Annotated in this window: 17 protein-coding genes; 5 read left to right on the top strand and 12 right to left on the bottom strand. The window is 38.5% G+C overall.

Translation table 11 applies throughout. The features are described 5' to 3' along the window. Positions 1–9: 9 nt before the first annotated feature. The 4 genes from ACQ334_RS22550 to ACQ334_RS22535 all read right to left on the bottom strand — a co-directional run bounded on the left by ACQ334_RS22550 (position 10) and on the right by ACQ334_RS22535 (position 2,021). Positions 10–639: a SprT-like domain-containing protein gene (locus tag ACQ334_RS22550; RefSeq protein ID WP_430990546.1), complete on the bottom strand. Its 630-nt coding sequence runs from the start codon at positions 637–639 to the stop codon at positions 10–12. Continuing rightward, a complete protein-coding gene (locus ACQ334_RS22545; RefSeq protein WP_430990545.1) occupies positions 632–1,027 on the bottom strand; it encodes a hypothetical protein in 396 nt (131 codons plus the stop codon). Before ACQ334_RS22545 ends, ACQ334_RS22550 begins: the two co-directional genes overlap by 8 nt. 150 nt (positions 1,028–1,177) lie before the next feature. Next, a complete protein-coding gene (locus ACQ334_RS22540; protein ID WP_430990544.1) occupies positions 1,178–1,588 on the bottom strand; it encodes a bactofilin family protein in 411 nt (136 codons plus the stop codon). Positions 1,589–1,622: 34 nt separating this feature from the next. Next, positions 1,623–2,021, bottom strand: a complete 399-nt coding sequence (locus tag ACQ334_RS22535) for a hypothetical protein (RefSeq protein ID WP_430990543.1) — start codon at positions 2,019–2,021, stop codon at positions 1,623–1,625. A 222-nt stretch (positions 2,022–2,243) separates the two neighbouring features. On the opposite strand from ACQ334_RS22535, the gene ACQ334_RS22530 reads away from it, so the two are divergent. The 3 genes from ACQ334_RS22530 (at position 2,244) to ACQ334_RS22520 (ending at position 8,528) form a co-directional block, all read left to right on the top strand. Beyond that, positions 2,244–5,219, top strand: a complete 2,976-nt coding sequence (locus ACQ334_RS22530; RefSeq protein ID WP_430990542.1) for a tetratricopeptide repeat protein — start codon at positions 2,244–2,246, stop codon at positions 5,217–5,219. An 88-nt stretch (positions 5,220–5,307) separates the two neighbouring features. After that, on the top strand, positions 5,308–7,695 hold the full coding sequence (locus ACQ334_RS22525) for a transglycosylase domain-containing protein (RefSeq protein ID WP_430990541.1): 2,388 nt from the start codon (positions 5,308–5,310) through the stop codon (positions 7,693–7,695). Between the two features lie 62 nt (positions 7,696–7,757). After that, positions 7,758–8,528: a hypothetical protein gene (locus ACQ334_RS22520; protein WP_430990540.1), complete on the top strand. Its 771-nt coding sequence runs from the start codon at positions 7,758–7,760 to the stop codon at positions 8,526–8,528. A 183-nt stretch (positions 8,529–8,711) separates the two neighbouring features. On the opposite strand, the gene ACQ334_RS22515 is transcribed toward ACQ334_RS22520, so the two are convergent. The 3 genes from ACQ334_RS22515 to ACQ334_RS22505 form a co-directional block, all read right to left on the bottom strand. Continuing rightward, positions 8,712–10,046 carry an OmpA family protein gene (locus ACQ334_RS22515; protein WP_430990539.1) on the bottom strand — a complete coding sequence of 445 codons (1,335 nt, stop codon included), beginning with the start codon at positions 10,044–10,046 and terminating at the stop codon, positions 8,712–8,714. A gap of 123 nt (positions 10,047–10,169) precedes the next feature. Beyond that, positions 10,170–10,613 carry a septal ring lytic transglycosylase RlpA family protein gene (locus tag ACQ334_RS22510; RefSeq protein ID WP_430990538.1) on the bottom strand — a complete coding sequence of 148 codons (444 nt, stop codon included), beginning with the start codon at positions 10,611–10,613 and terminating at the stop codon, positions 10,170–10,172. Between the two features lie 41 nt (positions 10,614–10,654). Then, complete coding sequence (locus ACQ334_RS22505) at positions 10,655–12,361, bottom strand: L,D-transpeptidase family protein (RefSeq protein ID WP_430990537.1); 1,707 nt, start codon at positions 12,359–12,361, stop codon at positions 10,655–10,657. Between the two features lie 71 nt (positions 12,362–12,432). Between ACQ334_RS22505 and ACQ334_RS22500 the strand changes: the two genes are divergently transcribed. Both ACQ334_RS22500 and ACQ334_RS22495 read left to right on the top strand, forming a co-directional pair. Continuing rightward, positions 12,433–13,212, top strand: a complete 780-nt coding sequence (locus tag ACQ334_RS22500; protein WP_430990536.1) for a M15 family metallopeptidase — start codon at positions 12,433–12,435, stop codon at positions 13,210–13,212. Next, positions 13,184–13,627: a DUF1572 family protein gene (locus ACQ334_RS22495; protein WP_430990535.1), complete on the top strand. Its 444-nt coding sequence runs from the start codon at positions 13,184–13,186 to the stop codon at positions 13,625–13,627. Before ACQ334_RS22500 ends, ACQ334_RS22495 begins: the two co-directional genes overlap by 29 nt. Here the strand turns inward: ACQ334_RS22495 and ACQ334_RS22490 are convergent. The 5 genes from ACQ334_RS22490 to ACQ334_RS22470 are packed head-to-tail and all read right to left on the bottom strand — an operon-like array spanning position 13,624 to position 18,567. Continuing rightward, positions 13,624–14,619 (bottom strand): chorismate synthase, encoded by a 996-nt coding sequence (locus ACQ334_RS22490; RefSeq protein WP_430990534.1) that lies wholly within the window; start codon positions 14,617–14,619, stop codon positions 13,624–13,626. The two genes, ACQ334_RS22495 and ACQ334_RS22490, sit on opposite strands and share 4 nt — an antisense overlap. A gap of 10 nt (positions 14,620–14,629) precedes the next feature. Beyond that, positions 14,630–15,916, bottom strand: coding sequence for a 3-phosphoshikimate 1-carboxyvinyltransferase (gene aroA, locus ACQ334_RS22485; RefSeq protein WP_430990533.1), 1,287 nt, complete (start codon positions 15,914–15,916; stop codon positions 14,630–14,632). Continuing rightward, positions 15,916–16,944: a 3-dehydroquinate synthase gene (aroB, locus tag ACQ334_RS22480; RefSeq protein ID WP_430990532.1), complete on the bottom strand. Its 1,029-nt coding sequence runs from the start codon at positions 16,942–16,944 to the stop codon at positions 15,916–15,918. The genes aroA and aroB overlap by 1 nt, the downstream gene beginning before the upstream one ends. Positions 16,945–16,980: 36 nt before the next feature. Next, entirely contained in the window at positions 16,981–18,069 is a 1,089-nt protein-coding gene (locus ACQ334_RS22475; protein WP_430990531.1) for a chorismate mutase, read from the bottom strand. A gap of 30 nt (positions 18,070–18,099) precedes the next feature. Continuing rightward, positions 18,100–18,567, bottom strand: a complete 468-nt coding sequence (locus ACQ334_RS22470) for a GNAT family N-acetyltransferase (protein ID WP_430990530.1) — start codon at positions 18,565–18,567, stop codon at positions 18,100–18,102. Positions 18,568–18,627 lie beyond the last annotated feature (60 nt).

The raw sequence follows: 18,627 nt of genomic DNA, 5'->3' as shown, positions 1-18,627 counted from the left end.
CGTGAATCGTCAGTCGTGAGTGGTCAAAATTTCAACTTCGTACACTGCACTGAATAAATATAACTTGCCGGTTTTCACTTCCACACACTTATACCGTTTGCGTATCTTCTCTCCTTTTTTAAAAATACGGCCGCCTTTAATTTTAAATAAGCTGCCTTCTGCAAGATTTTCCACCAACTGCATCCCGGGTTTCTTATCATCGTAATTATTCAGTACCCTTAATAATTTTTCATCGCCGCAACTGCTGGCAGCAGGGTTTTGCAAAGTTTGCAATAAAGCTCTTTCAATATCCGTTGGAAAAACTTTTTTCAATAAAAACTTTGCCAGTATTTTACTGAATTCATTCTTCCATTCTTTACCATGCGCCATTACTCTATGCCCGAATTGTTCGTATGTAAATAAATGCGCCAACTCATGCAATAGCGTAATTAAAAATGCATATTTATTAAGATTGCCATTTACACTTATACGATGTGTTTTATCTGCATGCGCATGACGGTAATCGCCTAAAATGGTTTGCCGTTGCCTGGTAATGGTAAGATGTACTTTATAATGCTGCAGGTAGTACAGCACTTCTTCAAAACTGCCGCCGGGTAAATAAGACTGTAACTGTAAAAGAGGGGCTTCCTGTTTAGGCATTTTTTTGTTTATTCAGCTTCATCACCATCATTACTTCTACTGCAAGGTACAGCAGGTACAAAAAGAGTGATATGTATATGGCCGGCTTGTTAACTGTTTTACCAAATGCAATTACGTAAATTAAAAACGCACCCAGTATCACCAACATTTTTATCATCATGCTACCCATCATGCTCCTTACAAAAACGTTGGGATTTTTATTTTGCAGTGCCCTGCGCTGTAAAAAAAAGGCGGCAAAATTGGTTAAAAAAAGCAGGGTATTGGCAATAATCAACACATCTCTGTCTATGTTATGCTTTTCAAAAAAAGCGGGCATGGTCAGTAAAAAAGCATTTAAAATTAAAAATAGAAATACCAGTGGAAAGATGAGCTTGTTTTTATTTTGCATCAGGTTCTGTTAATAACGGTTTGTAAATGTACCAGTACAAAGGTAATGCCTAATCCAAAATAAAAATGCTCCTCGTTGGCAGAGGAGCATGCTGAATATTATAATTCCTTATTGGTTTGTTTCAGTTCTGTAGTTCTTTGGTACTATTATTTATTCATTTACCGCACTGGACCTTTCAGTGATCTTTATCAGATCCACTACATTGGCTCCCATATGGCATTGGCCGTTGAACGAAGCGGTAGGCTCAATTTGTAATTTACCGGCATATATATCGCCATCTACTTCGGCTTTACCATGCAGGTATAACAGATCGGCTACTTTAATTTTACCGGTTACTTTACCTAAAATATCGGCTTGCTTTCCATCTATATCACCTTCAATAACACCTTCGGCGCCAATTAATATCTTAGCTTTTGCTACCAGGTTTCCCTTTATAATACCGTCAATTCTTATATCACCATTACTTTGCACATTGCCCGTAATGGTAGTTCCTGCACCAATAATACTGGTGGAACTGGCGGGAGTTTCATCAAAAGATGATTTTGATTTTGAATTAAACATATTCTTTTAGTTTTTGAGGTTGAACAATTGTTACTCACTCATCGCTATTTTCTACCTTGGGTAAGTCCAGCTTGTTGGTATCCAGCCTGGGCACTTTACCTTCCAGTACTTTCTGCAGGTCGTTAAAATACTTTTGCTTGTATTCCAGGGCCTGTTCTATCGAATCGGTACGCATCTTTAATACCCGGTACTCCTTTATTTGCTTGGCGTTACCGTAGCCCACGCCGGGTAAATAATACTTCAGCGGTGTAAAAACGATTAACGATACTGTTAATCCCACCAGTAAAACAAACAGGGTACTCAGGGCAATATAAACACTCAGCCGGTTTAATTTGAATTTCACCACCTCTTCGTAAGTGTCTTCATTCATCACCACCAACCTGTAACGGTTTCTCAAGCGTTTTAATGTGCTGTTGGCGTCAAATTTTGCCATAATATTTTTTTGCAGGGTGTTAAAATTAACTAAAGCAGGCTAAAAAAGCAATAACCACACCAAAAAAGCGTAATTATACTTGTGATAGAAGATATAATTACGCAAAGCGATTTTTATATAGCCTCTTAAAAAAAGGATAAATTGACATTTTTGGAGCTAGCTTTCTTGAGACATTTGACAAAAATAACCGATATTTATGGTTGTTATCTAACCTTTTGATTCATGCTGAAAAGAACTATTGTATTTACCCTTTTATTTGTTGTTTTTAATTGCTGCTTTTTTAAGGCTTTTGCACAGCCCATGTGGACGCTTGATCCTTTTGGAAAAGAAAAAAAACCGGAGAAATATGAAACCCGGAAACTGGGTTCAGAAAAAACAGCCGATAAAAAATTTACTAATTTCAGGCATGTAGTACAGAATAATATCACCCACTATAACTATTATTTTAATTCAAATAATAAAGTTAATGCTGTTGTGGAAAGGGCTAAACTCAGCAACAAAGATGATTACAGTAAACTACTTCCCTTTTATCCGTACTCATTAGATAATACTGCCACTCAAAAACAGGAACTGGATTCTATCATTTACAAATGTACCGCCGGTATCTTATTACACGATCTTCGTAACGACTGGATAGATAACATGTACCTGCTTATTGGTAAAGCTTATTATTACCGTAAAGATTTTGACTCGGCGGCAATGACCTTCCAGTTTATCAACTACAATCTTTTTCCCCGTAAAAAAAATGAGGATGACAGCCGTGTAGTAGGTACTAATGAATCTGCCAGCGGAAGCAATATTTCCATTGCCAATAAAGAAAAGAGAAATATTTTACAAAAAGCAACTGCCCTGCCACCCAGCCGCAACGATGCCCTGATCTGGCTGGCACGTGCCCTGATAGAACAAAATGAATTTGGAGAAAGTGCCGGCCTTATCAATACTTTGCAAAATGATGCCAACCTGCCTAAGCGTTTACAAAACGATCTTGAAGAAGTAAGTTCGTATTGGTATTTTAAACAAACCGGTTACGATAGTGCGGCAGTACATTTAGAAAAAGCATTGAGCAATGCAGATGACAAACAGGATAAAGCACGCCGTGAATTTTTACTCGCCCAGCTATATGAAATGAACGGCCAAACTGATAAAGCATCAGATTATTATGGCAAAGCATCAAAACATACGGTAGACCCTTTAATGGATATTTATGCCCAGTTAAATGATGCAAAAATGTACCGCAGCGGCGATAATTTAAAAGAGTTGAACAATAGCATCAGCAATCTTTTAAAAATGGGCCGAAAAGATAAGTTTGAAGCCTACAGGGATATTGTGTACTACTCTGCAGCACAACTTACAATGCAAAAACCGGATAGTAATGCTGCTGTTGTGCTGTTTAATAAAAGTATTAAGTACAACGAAAATAATATCAGTTATAAAAACAAAGCTTATGTGCAGTTAGGCGATATCGCTTACAAACGCAAACAATACAGGCTGGCCGCTGCCATGTATGATAGCCTGCAGGTTACAGACACCACATTTACCGATAACCTTGCATTGGTACTTGCACGTAAAGCTGCCCTGAGTAAAATTGTTGGCTTTATTACCAATATTGAAAGAGAAGACAGCCTGCAACGCATAGCCGCACTTACTCCTGCAGAAAGAGAATTATTTGTAAAGAAATTAGTGAAAAGAATGCGTAAGGAAAATGGATTGAAAGACGATGGTAGTAATGCCGGCAGTGCTTCGCCAACATTTGATACTAAAAACAATCCCCCTGCCGATCTCTTTGCTTCCAATAGTACCAAAGGAGAATGGTATTTTTATAACAGCGCCTTAAAAGGCAGAGGTTTTACTGAATTTAAAAGCAGGTGGGGCAACCGGGCTAATGTTGATAACTGGCGCAGAAAAGCTGCACTGGACCTTAATGCAACTAACGGCACCCCAAATAAAAATGCAACTACCGCAAACAATACCCCTGGTGGCAACAATGCAGGTGCACAGCAACCAGAAATTACTTATGAAGGATTAATGCAAAACCTGCCCCTGACTCCTGAAAAGACAGATAGCAGCAATACTACTATTTCAAATAATTTATTGGACCTGGCGCAATTGTATAAAGACGAACTGGAAGATTATGCAGAAGCCATAAAAACATACGAAGAACATTTACAACGTTTCCCCAATAAATTAGCCGACGGAGAAATATACCTGGGGCTTTATTATTGCTACAATAAATTAGGCAACACCGAAAGAGCTAACTATTATAAGAATTTACTGAACACTAAATTCTCCGGTAACAAAGCATGGCAAAAACTAAATGATCCTGCGGCACTTGACCCTAAAACAAAAAATACTGAAGCCACAAAAACCTATGAAAATGTGTACAATCTTTTCTTAGAAGGTAAGTTTGATGAGGCTATTGCAGAAAAGAAAAAAGCAGATGCACAGTATGGCGTTAATTACTGGACGCCGCAATTATTGTATATAGAAGCCTTATACAATGTAAAACAACGTAACGATAGCCTGGCCATTGCCGGATTAAATACTATCATTCAAAACAATCCTAATTCTCCTTTAAAAGAAAAGGCAGCCACAATGATAGATGTGCTGAAGAGAAGAAAAGAAATTGAAACCTACCTTACCAATTTACAGGTAACCCGTGCCGAAGATGACCAGATATTAATACCAACTGACACCAAGCCTGTAGTAAAGCAACAGGCCCCTGCAGTTAAAGCTCCTGTACTTGTACAAAAGCCTACTGTTTCTGCCCCTGTAATAAAAGATACAGTAGTAAAAGCTCCGCCATTATTAACTAATGGTTCCTTTGTAATAAAACCAGATGCACCACATACGGTGGTCATGATCTTAGACAAAGTAGATGGTGTATATGTTAACGAAGCAAGAAATGCCTTTGTCCGTTATAATAAAGAAAATTATTATGGCCAGGTTATCGACATTACAAAAGATGCCATTGATGCTGACAGAAATATTTTAGTTATCTCTTCTTTTGCTGACGGAGCTGCTGCGCTGCAATATTATGATAAGATAAAACGAGATGCAGCGAGAGAAGTATCGTGGTTGCCGGCCAATAAATATTCCTTTATAATAATTACCAGCGAAAACCTGCAGGTATTAAAAACCAATAAGGATATTAACGGTTACAAGGCCTTGTTAAATAAACAATACCCCGGTAAATTTTAACAGGTAATATAAAAAAATAAATAAAGGCAAAAAGTATCTTTGTACTTATGTTTAGCATTGCTACTCATCACCATAACTCTTAACTCTCATGAAGCGTTCTGTAAAAATTTTCTGGCGACTCTTTCTTTGTGGATTTGCCCTCGTCATTATAATGTTGCTATGTGCCAACTTTGGCTTGTTTGGCAAAATGCCATCTGTAAGTGAATTAGAAAATCCTGAAGCTGATCTGGCCAGTGAAATATATTCCAGCGATGGTATATTAATGGGTAAATATTATGCCGAAAACAGAAGCGAAGTAAAATACAATGAAATATCGCCCAATATTATTCATGCTTTAATTGCTACAGAAGATGAACGTTTTTACGATCACTCGGGCATTGATGCGCAGGCCTTAGGCAGGGTGGTATTTACCCTGGGTACGCAAGGCGGAGGCAGTACCATTACACAGCAGGTGGCCAAGATGATGCTGGGCCAGGGCAAGGGGAATATTATCAGGAGAAGTATTGATAAATTAAAAGAATGGATTGTTGCAGTAAAATTAGAGCGCAATTTTACAAAAGAAGAAATTATAACCCTCTACCTTAACAGGGCTGCCTGGGGCAATGTGTATGGTATAAGAAATGCATCAAGAATGTATTACCAAAAAGAACCCAAAGACCTGAAAATTGAAGAGGCAGCAGTGCTGGTAGGTATGCTTAAGGGTTACGGGTACAATCCTATTGGCCACCCTGACAGGGCAATGGACAGAAGGAATACTGTGATTAACCAGATGGTAGTTTGTAAAGAACAATTTTTAACGGAGGCTGAAGCGGCTAAACTAAAAGCTAAACCTCTTATCACCAATTATAAAAAGATTGATGAAAATGTAGGTATTGCGCCTTATTTCAGAGATGTATTAAAAGATAAATTAAAAGCCTGGTGCGCTACACATAAAAACCCAAAGACAGGCGAACCTTATGACCTTTTAAGAGACGGGCTAAAAATATACACCACTATTGATAGCAGGATGCAGCAGTACGCTGAAGAAGCCGTAGTAGAACATATGCCGGTAATACAGAAAAAATTAGATGGCATCATGAAAAATAACAGTGACAGGATGTGGAAGGGACATGAAGCCACCATTGAAGCTGCAATGAAATACACGGATCGCTGGAAAAATATGTCCGACGAGGAGATGAAGGACGAAGACATCAAGAAATCATTTTTTGTTCCTGTAAAAATGAAAGTATTTGCATGGAATGCCAAGAGAGAAAAAGATACCGTGATGACGCCCTACGATTCTATTAAATACCATAAACAATTACTGCAAACTTCTTTTGCTGCAATGGATCCTAAAACCGGTGAAGTAAAATGCTGGGTTGGAGGTATCGATTATAAATGGTTTAAATTTGATCATGTAACTACCAAGCGCCAGGTAGGTTCTACTATTAAGCCGTTAATCTATTCATTAGGCGTGCAGGATGCAGGTTATGATGCCACTACTGAAATACCCGGCGGCCCGGTACAGTATGGTGGCGAGATGCGTACATTCAAAGGCGGCGGCGGATCAATGGCTAACTGCCTTGCATTTTCAAAAAATACAGCCTCAGTCAGAATCACTAACCTGGTAGGTGTAAAAAGAGTGGTTGAATTTGCCGCCACCTGTGGTATCAAATCTAAACTACCTAATTATACTTCTATTGCCTTAGGTGCTGCAGAAATCCCCTTGATAGAAATGTTGCAGGCTTACACCATGTTCCCCAACAGGAGTTTTAATATCGAACCTATTTTAGTTACCCGTATTGAAGATAAGAGCGGTAATATTTTACAGGAGTTTGTGCCGGAATCTAAACAGGTAATGAGTGAGGCTTCGGCATTTACAATGGTGCAGCTGATGCAGGGCGTGGTAAAATTTGGTACTGCGGCCAGGCTTAACAGTTATAATATACCGGTAGAAAAAGCAGGCAAAACAGGTACCACCGATGCTAATGCCGATGGCTGGTTTATTGGTTATACTCCGGAATTATTAGCCGGTACATGGGTAGGTTGCGAAGATCCGTTTATAAGAATTTACGCCGGTACATCGGGCGGTAATGAATTAGCGGCACCTAAGTGGGGCATATTTATGAGTAAAGTATATGCTGATAAAAAATTAGGGTATGGTAAAATAAAAATCTTTGAAAAACCAGCAGATATGGGCAAGGCCATTTTATCCGGCGATCCCGACTTTGCAGATGCAATAAGACAGGGTGATAGTACTGTGGATGATAGCAGCCCGGATGCCGGTGATTTTTTTGCACCTGTTACCAACGAAGAGGCACCCACTGAAAAGGTACCAATAGAAAGCCAGATAAAACCTGATACAGGAACAAATTCTAAAACAAAACCTGGTGATAAAGCACCTGCAAAAGCAGTTTTACCTCCCTCTATAAAACCTCTTGATGACAAGGATAAGAAATTACTAAAAAAGGAAAAAGCGAAGAATGATTATGAATAGAAACTAAATGGTGGTTTTGGTGCAGTAATTATTGCATTTTCAGATTTTTAAGCATTCCTGATATGTTCGGATTTTCTAAAATTAAGAGACCAAATACTTGTCCTGTTGCTGAGGATAATAGAATTTGGCTGGAGAATGCTTTTCTTTTATTGTTGGATTTTTTCGGCAAAGAAAATACCAGGCAAAGAAAAATACTTATTCCTCATCACTCCTGCTTTCCAATACGGTATAACGGCGACGAACAAACAGCCGTTGAAACCTTAAAAATTATTGCATTGCAAATGGAGGTACCGTTTGAGCAAATTCAATTAGATTTCTATAATGAAAATGCAAAAGAAGTTTCCACAGGAAGCCCTTTCGGCCAGGGAATATATTTAAAAGCGGAAAAAGATGATAGTGGTGCTGCAGGACTCTATTGGGGCAAAGGAGACGACGGAAAGTATAACATTTCCTTAGTTCGCAGTAAACTTAAACAACCTGAAAACATGGTGGCTACTTTAGCCCATGAAATTGCTCATATTAAATTGTTAGGTGAAAATCGTATTGACAAAAACGATGAAAAATTAACAGACCTGACTACGGTGTTTTTTGGACTAGGAATATTTAATGCCAATGCAGCTTTTCAAACTTACCGGGGTGTTGATTACAGGGGCTGGAGAAAAATGGGTTACCTGACCCAGATGGAATGGGGCTATGCGCTTTCATTGCTTGCGCATGTACGTAAAGAAAAAACACCCGAATGGATAAATCACTTGACTATAAACATTAAAGGTGACTTCATCCAGGGGCAAAACTTCATTGAAAATAATCCTGAACAAATATTTCAAACTTAGGAAGCATTCTTTCACCACTGCTGAAACAATCAATATAAAAAAAGTCTTTAAAGATTATTTTAAACTTACCATTACGCAGATGGGGAACAGCGCAATTCCTGTTTTTAGTTGTTGTTATGCACAATAAAAAAGCAGGGCTGAACTTAATCGCACCCTGCTTTTTTTATTATTTATTAAAAACTATTAATAGTTTCTTGCCTTCATTTCCACCCTGCGGTTTTTAGCACGGCCGGCAGCAGTTTTGTTATCTGCAACCGGTACATCTTGTCCGTGGCCTGCAGCAAATAATTTGCTTTCATCCACCCCTTTACTTACCAGGTAGGCCTTAACTGCAGCCGCCCTGTTTTCACTCAAAGTTTGATTTTTATCAGGTTTACCCTGGCTATCGGTATGTCCGTCGATATCTAATTTCAGCGTTTTATCATCGTTCAAAATCTTAACTACTTCATTCAATGACTTGAAAGATTTTGGTAACAATTTGGCGCTTCCGGTAGCAAAGAAAATGTTCTTAGCTGCATAGTTGATCTTGTCAATTACAGTTTGTGCAATTACAGGGCAACCGTAGTTAGTTGCAGGGCCGGCTTCGTTAGGGCATTTATCTTCTTCATCATTAACACCATCATTATCTTTATCAGGTACAGGACAGCCCTGGTAACGTGCCACGCCTTTTACAGTGGGGCATTTATCCTGTTCGTCGTTAATACCATCCCCATCAGTATCAGGTATCGGGCAACCCTGGTATTTTGCCAAACCAGCCACATCAGGGCATTTATCTTCAGCATCTGCAATTCCATCACCATCCCTGTCAGGGCATCCCTGTAAAGAAGCCAGGCCTTTTACATCGGGGCATTTATCTTCCGCATCAATTACACCATCGCCATCCCTGTCTTTAGGAGCTTCCACCACCGGAGGCAATACAACAGGCACTACAACTTCTTTCTTTTTACCAATATTGCCGGCAATACCAACGCTATGATAAAAATGGTAAGCCGCATTTTCAGTAATAGGAATACGATATTGAGTATTTATCAATAAAAAAGCCTCGTCAAAAAGATTTACCTGTAAACCTAAGCCGACAGGTGCGATTGCAGAATAATAACCCTTGTATTTTGATGCACCAAGCCCTCCGGAAATATAAGGGCTTATCCAGTATTTATCGCTAAGCAGTTTTACGTTTGCAGAAGCTACAGCTTCTAACAAAGGGTCATTATTACCTGATAAAACTTTACCTGGAACCGGGTAATTTAAAAAAGAAGCTGAAATACCTGTTTCAAAATCGATATGGTTGCTTAAACCCTGCAGATAGCTAAAGCCAAGGCCTGCAGCCATATTACCGGTTCTTTTCCATTGCTTGGTTTGTAATACATTGGATAAACTGGTTGAGCGAATACTTGCCGCTGTATTGAAATCGTTCAGGATAAAGTGTATTGCAAGTGCCGGACGCTTTTTGTAATCATTTTGCCCAAAGCTGGTAAGGAACAAGCCTATGGTTAAAAATGACAATAAGATTTTCTTCATATTTATTAGTTTACTTAATTCTGGCAAAAATACCTTCTTACGCTCAAAACGTAAAATAATTTACGCACATAATTGAAACGAATAGTTTCACCTACAGACTGTTATAAGCTGAAAAATGTTGCATTAATCATTCTTTGGAGCCTTTTTTCCCAAAACTTCCACCTTTACCCTCGTTAACCCTGTAGCCGTATAGCCCAGCTTTACAGCAGCTGCACTGGTAAGGTCTATAATCCTTTTCATTCTTGGATGAAGCCTGTCGTTGGTCTTAACCACCACAGTGCGTCCATTACGGAGGTTAGTAACTTTTATCCATGTACCCAAAGGCAAAACATTACAGGCGCAGGTGAGTTTGTGTTGGCTGAAAATTTCGCCGGATGCCGTTTTTCTGCCATTAAATTTATTAGAATAAAAGCTGGCCAGGCCATAGAGTATGCGCTTTGATTTTGCAGTACTGATTGCCCTGGACGGATCGCTGCGCTGCGCCAATACAGCTGGCTTTAAAAAAAATATTGCTACTGCTGTAAACAATACCAGTAAAAACGTTTTATGCTGTAAGAATGGTTTCATGCAATCGCTATTAAATTAGGAAAGGTAAAGCATAGCTGGCCTTATTTATCGGCAAAATATTTTTCTCTCAACACTTTGTCTTCTCCATAAATATCGTCATAAAATTTAATCTTCCCTTCTTTTCCCTCGCAGCTGAAATAACGGATATAGATCGGTATCCTGTTTTTTACATCAATACGATGTCTTTCTTTACCAGCTATCCAGTTTTTGATAGAATCTGTATTGTAATTTAAAGTTTCGGGATTAGTAATACTCATACTATCGTTACGGGCTATGTAAAATGCCAGTTGCTCCCACTCCTGCACCCGTACGCAACCGTGACTTAATGCCCGGGATGCATTTTTAAAAAGATACCGTTGATTAGTATCGTGCAAATACACTGCATAAGGATTATTGAAATTAAATTTAAAGATACCCAACGCATTATTATCTCCACTGTTCTGCATTACTTTATATGGTATGCCTTTAGAATATTTACTCCAGTTAACACTGCCGGCATCAATTGTTTCTCCTTTGTTGTTCACTAATCTTAAACCAAGCTTTGCTAAATACCCCGGGTTACTTTTTAATTTAGGTAAATATTGTTTTGCAATTATACTGGTTGGCACTGTCCAGGTTGGATAAGTGACCATATCCGTTATTTCACTATTCAGCAAAGGTGTCCTGGTATCAGGTTTACCGCAAATCACTTTAGATTCGAGCGCAATAGTATCATGATCAATTACCCATAAGTAATAGCCGGGCAGGTTTACCCAAATATATTTTTCAGGCATTTTCTCTGGCAGCTGCTTATAACGGTCTAGTGTAATTGCAATACGTTTAAACCTTTCCGCATCGCTGGTATTCATCATCTTAATTATAGCTGATGAAATTTTCCCATCAGCCTTAATGCCTTTTTGTTTCTGATATTTTTGTATCGCATTATTTAACTCTGTCGAATCGGGAAGTTTATTGGTAAAACTTATCGCACCACTTTCATTTAATCTTTTTTGCAATGTTTTTATAAAGAAAAGAGAATCTTTTGCATCACCTTTTTTGTAAGGATAAGTTACATAGGTATAAGTGCGCCTGTCCATACTATCTAAAAATCTTTTGATGCCATTTTTAAGTTCCCAGTAACCTTTATTTGTTGGTTGCAGCGAATTTAATAAACCGGTGAATTGTTTTTTATCCAGAAGCGTATTTAGATTATTGATAAAAAATTCGTTCACTTTCAGTGAATCTTTATTAATGGTAATACTATCGGGGTTCAGCCTTCCATGTTTCAGGTCTTTTATAATACGCATGAAGGCATCGGTAAACATAAGGTCGGCACGGGTCCATAATGCGGCATCCATTCTTTTTAATGAATCGGTATCTAATTTATTTTTTAATGCCTTCAGGTTTTTTAAATGATAATCTTTTGGAAACAACCCATTCTGCTCGGCATTGGTTATAAATTGAAATAAGGTATCAGCTAAGGGCTGCCAGTTTTCTTTACTGCTCCATACCGGCTGGTACTCTTCCGCAGCATAAAAATCGCTGGTAATAGTGGCCAGGTGTAAACGGATACTATCATCAACTTTACCATCATTGCCGAGTGCAAATTCCAGCACCGCTCTAATATTTTCACTGGCCTTTTTGTCCATTTGTTTAGGATCAGCAACAATTTCCTTGTCCTTTGGCGCATCTGAACTGTTGCATGAAATAATGAACAGGCATACGATGATAATGGTAACTTGCAGATAAGGGTTCCTGGTGTAATGCATATATCGGGGTCAAATAATTTGTAACTTCAAGGGCAGTTTTGTTTTCCGGAGGATTACTCACAAGCTAATATATGAACAAGATAATACATAGGTTTCAATTAAACATAATTTACAGCATTGTTTTTTTATTAACACCGGTTATTGTAGTATCCCAAACGGTAACCAGGCCAATTGGCGATTCCTTGTTGAATAAATACGGACTAAGGGTACTGCATTCCCTGAACGAATTAAAGAGAACGGTTGCAAAAGATGGGAATAATCAAATGACTGATCTTAAAAAACAAATTCCTTCATTGGTTTTAGACCTGCGCTATGCAGGTACCAACAACTTTATGAAAGAAAAATTATACCCGCCAATTACCACCACCTGGTTGCGTAAACCCGCTGTAGATTCCTTAATAAAAATTCAACGGCAATTAAAGGAAATGGGGTTAGGTTTAAAAATTTTTGATGCCTACCGCCCTTATTCTGTAACTGAAAAAATGTGGGAGCCGGTGCAGGACGACCGTTATGCTGCCGATCCCAAGAAAGGGAGTGGGCATAACCGTGGTATTGCTGTTGATCTCACTATTGTCAACTTAAAAACCGGTGAAGAATTAAACATGGGAACAGGTTTTGATAATTTTACGGATAGTGCCCATCATGCATTTACTAATTTACCCGAAGAGATTTTACAGAACCGTTTGCTGCTAAAAAAAATAATGGAACAACATGGTTTTAGAGCGCTGGATACAGAATGGTGGCATTATAGCTTACCCAATGCTAAAGATTTTGATTTACTGGATATTAATTTTAATGACCTGAACAAAAAAAATACAAACAATGAAAGAAAGTTTAATAGAAATTTTTGAAAGAGACCTTAACAGGCTAATTACCGAAATTAATTTGTACAGAGACGAAGATAATTTGTGGATCATAAAAGAGGGCATCAGTAATTCAGGAGGAAATTTAACCTTGCATTTACTGGGGAATCTCAATCATTTTATTGGCGGAGTGCTTGGCCATAGCGGCTATGTTCGCTACCGTGATGATGAATTTGCTTTAAAGAATATTCCGAGAGCTGATCTCGTTATAAATATTGAGAATTGTTTGTTGACAGTAAAGAATACCATTCATAAATTAACTGCAGAAGATTTTGAAAAATTATTTCCAATAGAAGTTTTTGGTAAGCCTTTAACAACAGGTTTTATGTTATTGCATCTTACAACACATTTAACTTATCACCTGGGACAAATAAATTATCACAGAAGATTATTATTGGCTTAAGCAATAATTCTTTTGATGTGATTTTCCAGCATCATAAAATCAGCGATTACTAAAGCTGTTACCGCTTCTACAATCACAGGGGCTCTTAACGCTACGCACAGGTCATGCCGGCCTTTAATAGAAAAATTGTCTGTTTGTCCCGTATCCCAGTTTAAACTGTTTTGTATCTTGGGTGTAGACGATGTGGGTTTTACTGCCAATCGAAAAACCAATTGATTGCCGTTACTGATTCCCCCTACTACCCCACCGGCATGATTGGTTCTTGTTTGTCCGGCCGTATTTTCAATAGCATCATTATGTTCGCTGCCAAACATTGTTGCTGCAGCAAAGCCGGTCCCAAATTCCACGCCACGTACTGCAGGTATCGCAAATAAAATATGCGACAATACTGATTCCACCGAATCGAAATAAGGCTCGCCCAAACCAACCGGTAAACCATCTACCACACATTCCACAATACCGCCAACAGAATCTTTTGCATCAATACCTTTTTGTAACCCTTTTTCCAGATCTTTTTCGCCGGCTATTGCTGTAACCTGTGCCGTAATTTGTATTGACGCCATCAGTTTTTTTGCAATAGCACCTGCTGCAACAATACCTGTTGTTAACCTAGCACTAAAATGTCCGCCACCACGATAATCTTCATGACCACCAAATTTTTGATGTGCCACCCAATCGGCATGGCCCGGCCTTGGAAAACTCCGTTGCTTATTATAATCTTCGCTACGGGTATTTTTATTTTCAAATAAAATTGTAATCGGAAACCCTGTTGTTTTATTTTCAAAGATGCCACTCTTAAATATCGGGTAATCTTCTTCCTGCCTTGGTGTGGCACCTTTTTGTTTACCGCCTTTTCTTCTCTCTAAATCGGGTAATAAATCATCTGCAGTTAATGATAAACCGGCAGGACAACCATCAATTGTAATTCCCACGCACTCGCCATGCGATTCGCCAAAAATGTGTACCCGGAATATGCGGCCAAAAGAATTCATCAGAAAATTTTTAATTAATTAAAGATACATCAGCATTCAGCAATTGCAAATGCTCATAAAAATCAGGATATGATTTATTGATGGCTTCTGCTTCTTCAATTGTTGTTTGCCCGTTGGCTTTTAATGCGGCAACAGCACATGCCATTGCAATACGATGATCGTGATGTGAATGAACAACTGCGCCTTTTAAACCCTCTCCTCCTTTTACCATCATCAGGTCATCTTGCAAAATAATTTCTACCCCCATTTTTGCAAACTCTTCCTGTAAGGTTAGTCCCCTGTTACTTTCTTTATGCGCTAAGCGGCTGACGCCTTCTATAACAGATGTACCGTTACAATACGATGCTAAAGCTACTAAAGGAGGAAAAAGATCAGGACAATCTGTTGCATTAAAATGAAAAGGTTTTAATGCAGGAAGGCCTGTTGCCGGTGGCGCAATTTCAATTTGTTTTTCTTCAATGGAAATAGTAGCACCGCTTGCCATGATCGCTTGTAAAATTGCTTTATCTGCCTGTGTAGAAAAAGAATCCAATCCTTTTATTACAACCTTCCCTGCAATAACTCCTGCTACTAATAAGAATGCGCCACCACTCCAGTCGCCTTCTACTGTATAGTTGATTGGCTTATTAGTTAACTGGTTTATTGGTTTAATGGTGAAAGATTCGTAGTTATTGTTTTCTACGTTGTAACCAAAATGTTTCATCACTTGTAAAGTGAGATCGATATAAGGTTTGCTTTTTAAATTATTTACAGTAATTGTTACAGCTTTTGTTGCTGCTTTTGCAAAAGCAAATAACAAGCCTGTTAAAAACTGGGAACTTAATGAACCATCGATAGTAATATCTTTTGGTTGTAATGGCCCTTTAATTTTTATTGGCAACATCCCTTTATTTGATTCAATTGCAATATCCAGTTGTGGAAATATTTCGTCAAAAAAATCCATGGGGCGTTTTAATAAACTTCCTGTTCCATTGATAGTAACTGATTGATCACTTAAAGCTGCAATAGGTGTAAACATCCTGATACTTAAACCACTTTCTCCGCAATTAATGTTATCACCTGACAGCTTGCTGCCTTGATTATTAATTATTAATTCTTCATTACTAATTACCACCGAGGCGCCTAATTTTTGAATGATATCCAATGCAGCCAGATCATCATTGCTTTTTCCGGGATTGCTGATCGTTGTTTCTCCATCATGCAGCAGCGCAGCAGCACAGGCTCTTTGCATAGAGCTTTTGCTGGTGGGTGCAACTAATGTTCCGTTTATTACGGAGGGATTTATTTTTGCCTTCACTATAAAATTTCTTTTAAATGCTTGTGTAATTCATCCAGTTGTATTGGTTTAATTACAGCTTCGCCGATTTTATTTAAGAGAATAAAATTGATTTCATTTTTGCTGCGCTTTTTATCCATCTTCAGTACATCAAATACTTTTTCGTATTCGGTTTCCACATCAACAGGTAAATGGTATTTAGCCAGCAGCTTTACAATACGTATGGCTTCTTCAAAATGAAAGCCATTAATTTGTTCAGACAGATTACAAGCCGCTACCATGCCAATGCTGATTGCATGACCATGTAACAAATGATGCAGGTTTTCAATAGCGTGCCCAATGGTATGACCAAAGTTCAACAGCTTTCTGTCGCCTTGTTCAAACTCATCTTCCACCACAACACTCGTTTTTATTTTTACATTGCGTTCAATTAATTCCGCAAGCAATGTTGTATCTGCTGTAAAATCATGCAAGGTGAATTTTTCTAAAGTAGAGAATAGCACCGTATCTTTTATACAGGCATGTTTTATCACTTCTGCAAAACCATTGATCCATTGTTCGTAAGGCAAAGTTTGCAGCAATGAATAATCAAACAATAAAAATTCCGGTTGTTTGATCATGCCCACTAAATTCTTGTACACGCCTACATCTACACCATTCTTTCCGCCAATTGATGCATCTACCATTGATAGAATTGTAGTAGGCACAAATCCAAACTTCAATCCTCGCATGTACACACTTGCAGCATAACCTGTAATATCTGTAACCACACCACCGCCTACACCTACAATAAAAGTTTTGCGGTCAGCTTCCATAGCAATCAGCTGTTGAATAATAGCATCAACTGTTGATTGCTGCTTATGCTCTTCCCCTGCTTTTATTACAATGGTTTTCCAGCCTTCAAACTTTTGTTGCTGCAGCTGAAAAACATTTTCATCTGTTATCAGAACTGTATTATCTTTTGGAGCTATCTGCTCCAGGTAAGAAAAGTCCGCATCAAAATAATAAACTACTTTCTTTTCAGAAAACTGGTATTCAACTTTAGTCATAAAAATCCGTGTTAATCCGTGTAATCCGTGGCGAAACTAACTGTTCATAATATTGTTCTGGTGATTGATACTTTCAAGGTGTATCGCATCATAATACTTAGTGATAAACTCTTTGCTCAAACCTAACTTCTCTCCTTTGGTATATGCCTTTTCCAGAATTTCGTTCCAGCGATTGGTTTGCAAAATAGTGATGTTGTTATTCTTTTTGTATTCACCGATCTTATCTGCAATTTTCATACGCTGTCCTAATATCGTCATCAGTTCATCATCCAGGTGATTGATCTGTTCACGTAGTGTAGCCAATGCAGTGATGAATTCTTTGGCATCAGTATTTTCATGGCGCCATACCAAAGCATCTAACATTTCTGCAAATTTTTCCGGCGTAATCTGTTGCTTGGCATCGCTCCATGCATTATCAGGATCGATATGGCTCTCCAGCATGATACCATCAAAATCAAGATCGATACTTTTTTGTGCCACAGATTGCAATAAAGTTCTGTTACCACAAATATGAGAAGGATCACAGATCAATGGCATATCCGGAAAACGGCGTTTCATTTCGATTGGTAAGTGCCACATAGGCGCATTGCGGAATTCTGTATTACCGTAAGATGCAAATCCACGATGGATCATACCCACTTGTTTAACACCTACTTTCTGCAAACGCTCAATAGCACCGGTCCATAATTCCAGGTCGGCATTGATAGGATTTTTTATCAGCACCGGAATATCAACGCCACGTAACGCATCAGCCACTTCCTGCACGCTAAAAGGATTTACTGTTGTTCTTGCACCGATCCATAACATATCCACATCAAACTGTAATGCATCCTGTACATGTTTAGCAGTTGCCACTTCTACAGTGATAGGTAAGCCGGTAACTTTTTTTGCACTGGCTAACCATGGTAAACCTTTGGTACCAATACCTTCAAACAATCCTGGTTTGGTACGTGGTTTCCAGATGCCTGCACGCAGCACATCTATCTTTCCTGTTTTAGCAAGGCGTGTTGCGGTTTCCATTACCTGCTCTTCTGTTTCGGCGCTGCACGGGCCGCTGATGATCAATGGACGCTTGTTCCATTTGGTTTGCATTAAATCTTTCATCGATTGAGTTTCTGTTTGCATGATTGAATTATTAATTTTTTTGTTAGCGTATTATGCGTCTTGCTTAGTTTTGTTTTTTTGTTGCTGCTGCTTCCACTCTTCAGCAGTCATTTCAAATTTGGTTTCTCCTTTTCCATACAGCCCCGCTGTTCGCCATCCTTGTAAAGCATAAAATTTTTCTGCTCTAGTATTGGGGCCTGTGCTTAACCAAACCATTTCTTTTTGCTGATCAAAATACCAATCCAGCATCGTGTCATGTAAAGTTTTACCAATGCCATTTTTCTCAAAATCAGGATGTACAAATAATGCCCAAATATTATTATCTATCAAATCAGCAATGGCAAACCCAATAATTGTACCATCCTTTTCACAAACCCATCCTTTTCCCCGTAATGTTAAATACTCCACACAATCTTTATCGGTAACCAAACCGGGATTGCTTAAAACATTTTCTTTTACAGCGTTTCTTACTACCTGAATTTGTTTGATGTCGTTTGTTAGTGCTTCTCTGAAAATCATAACCTTTTTTGTATCTGGAAGCTCCAGCTTCCAGCCCCTTAATCAATTGCTGGAAGCTGG

It is taken from the genome of Ferruginibacter sp. SUN106 (genome assembly GCF_050611765.1).
In the GTDB taxonomy this organism is placed as follows: Bacteria; Bacteroidota; Bacteroidia; order Chitinophagales; family Chitinophagaceae; genus Ferruginibacter.
The sequence above is the reverse complement of the archived record's forward strand: the minus strand, read 5'-3'. Positions and strand labels throughout refer to the sequence as shown.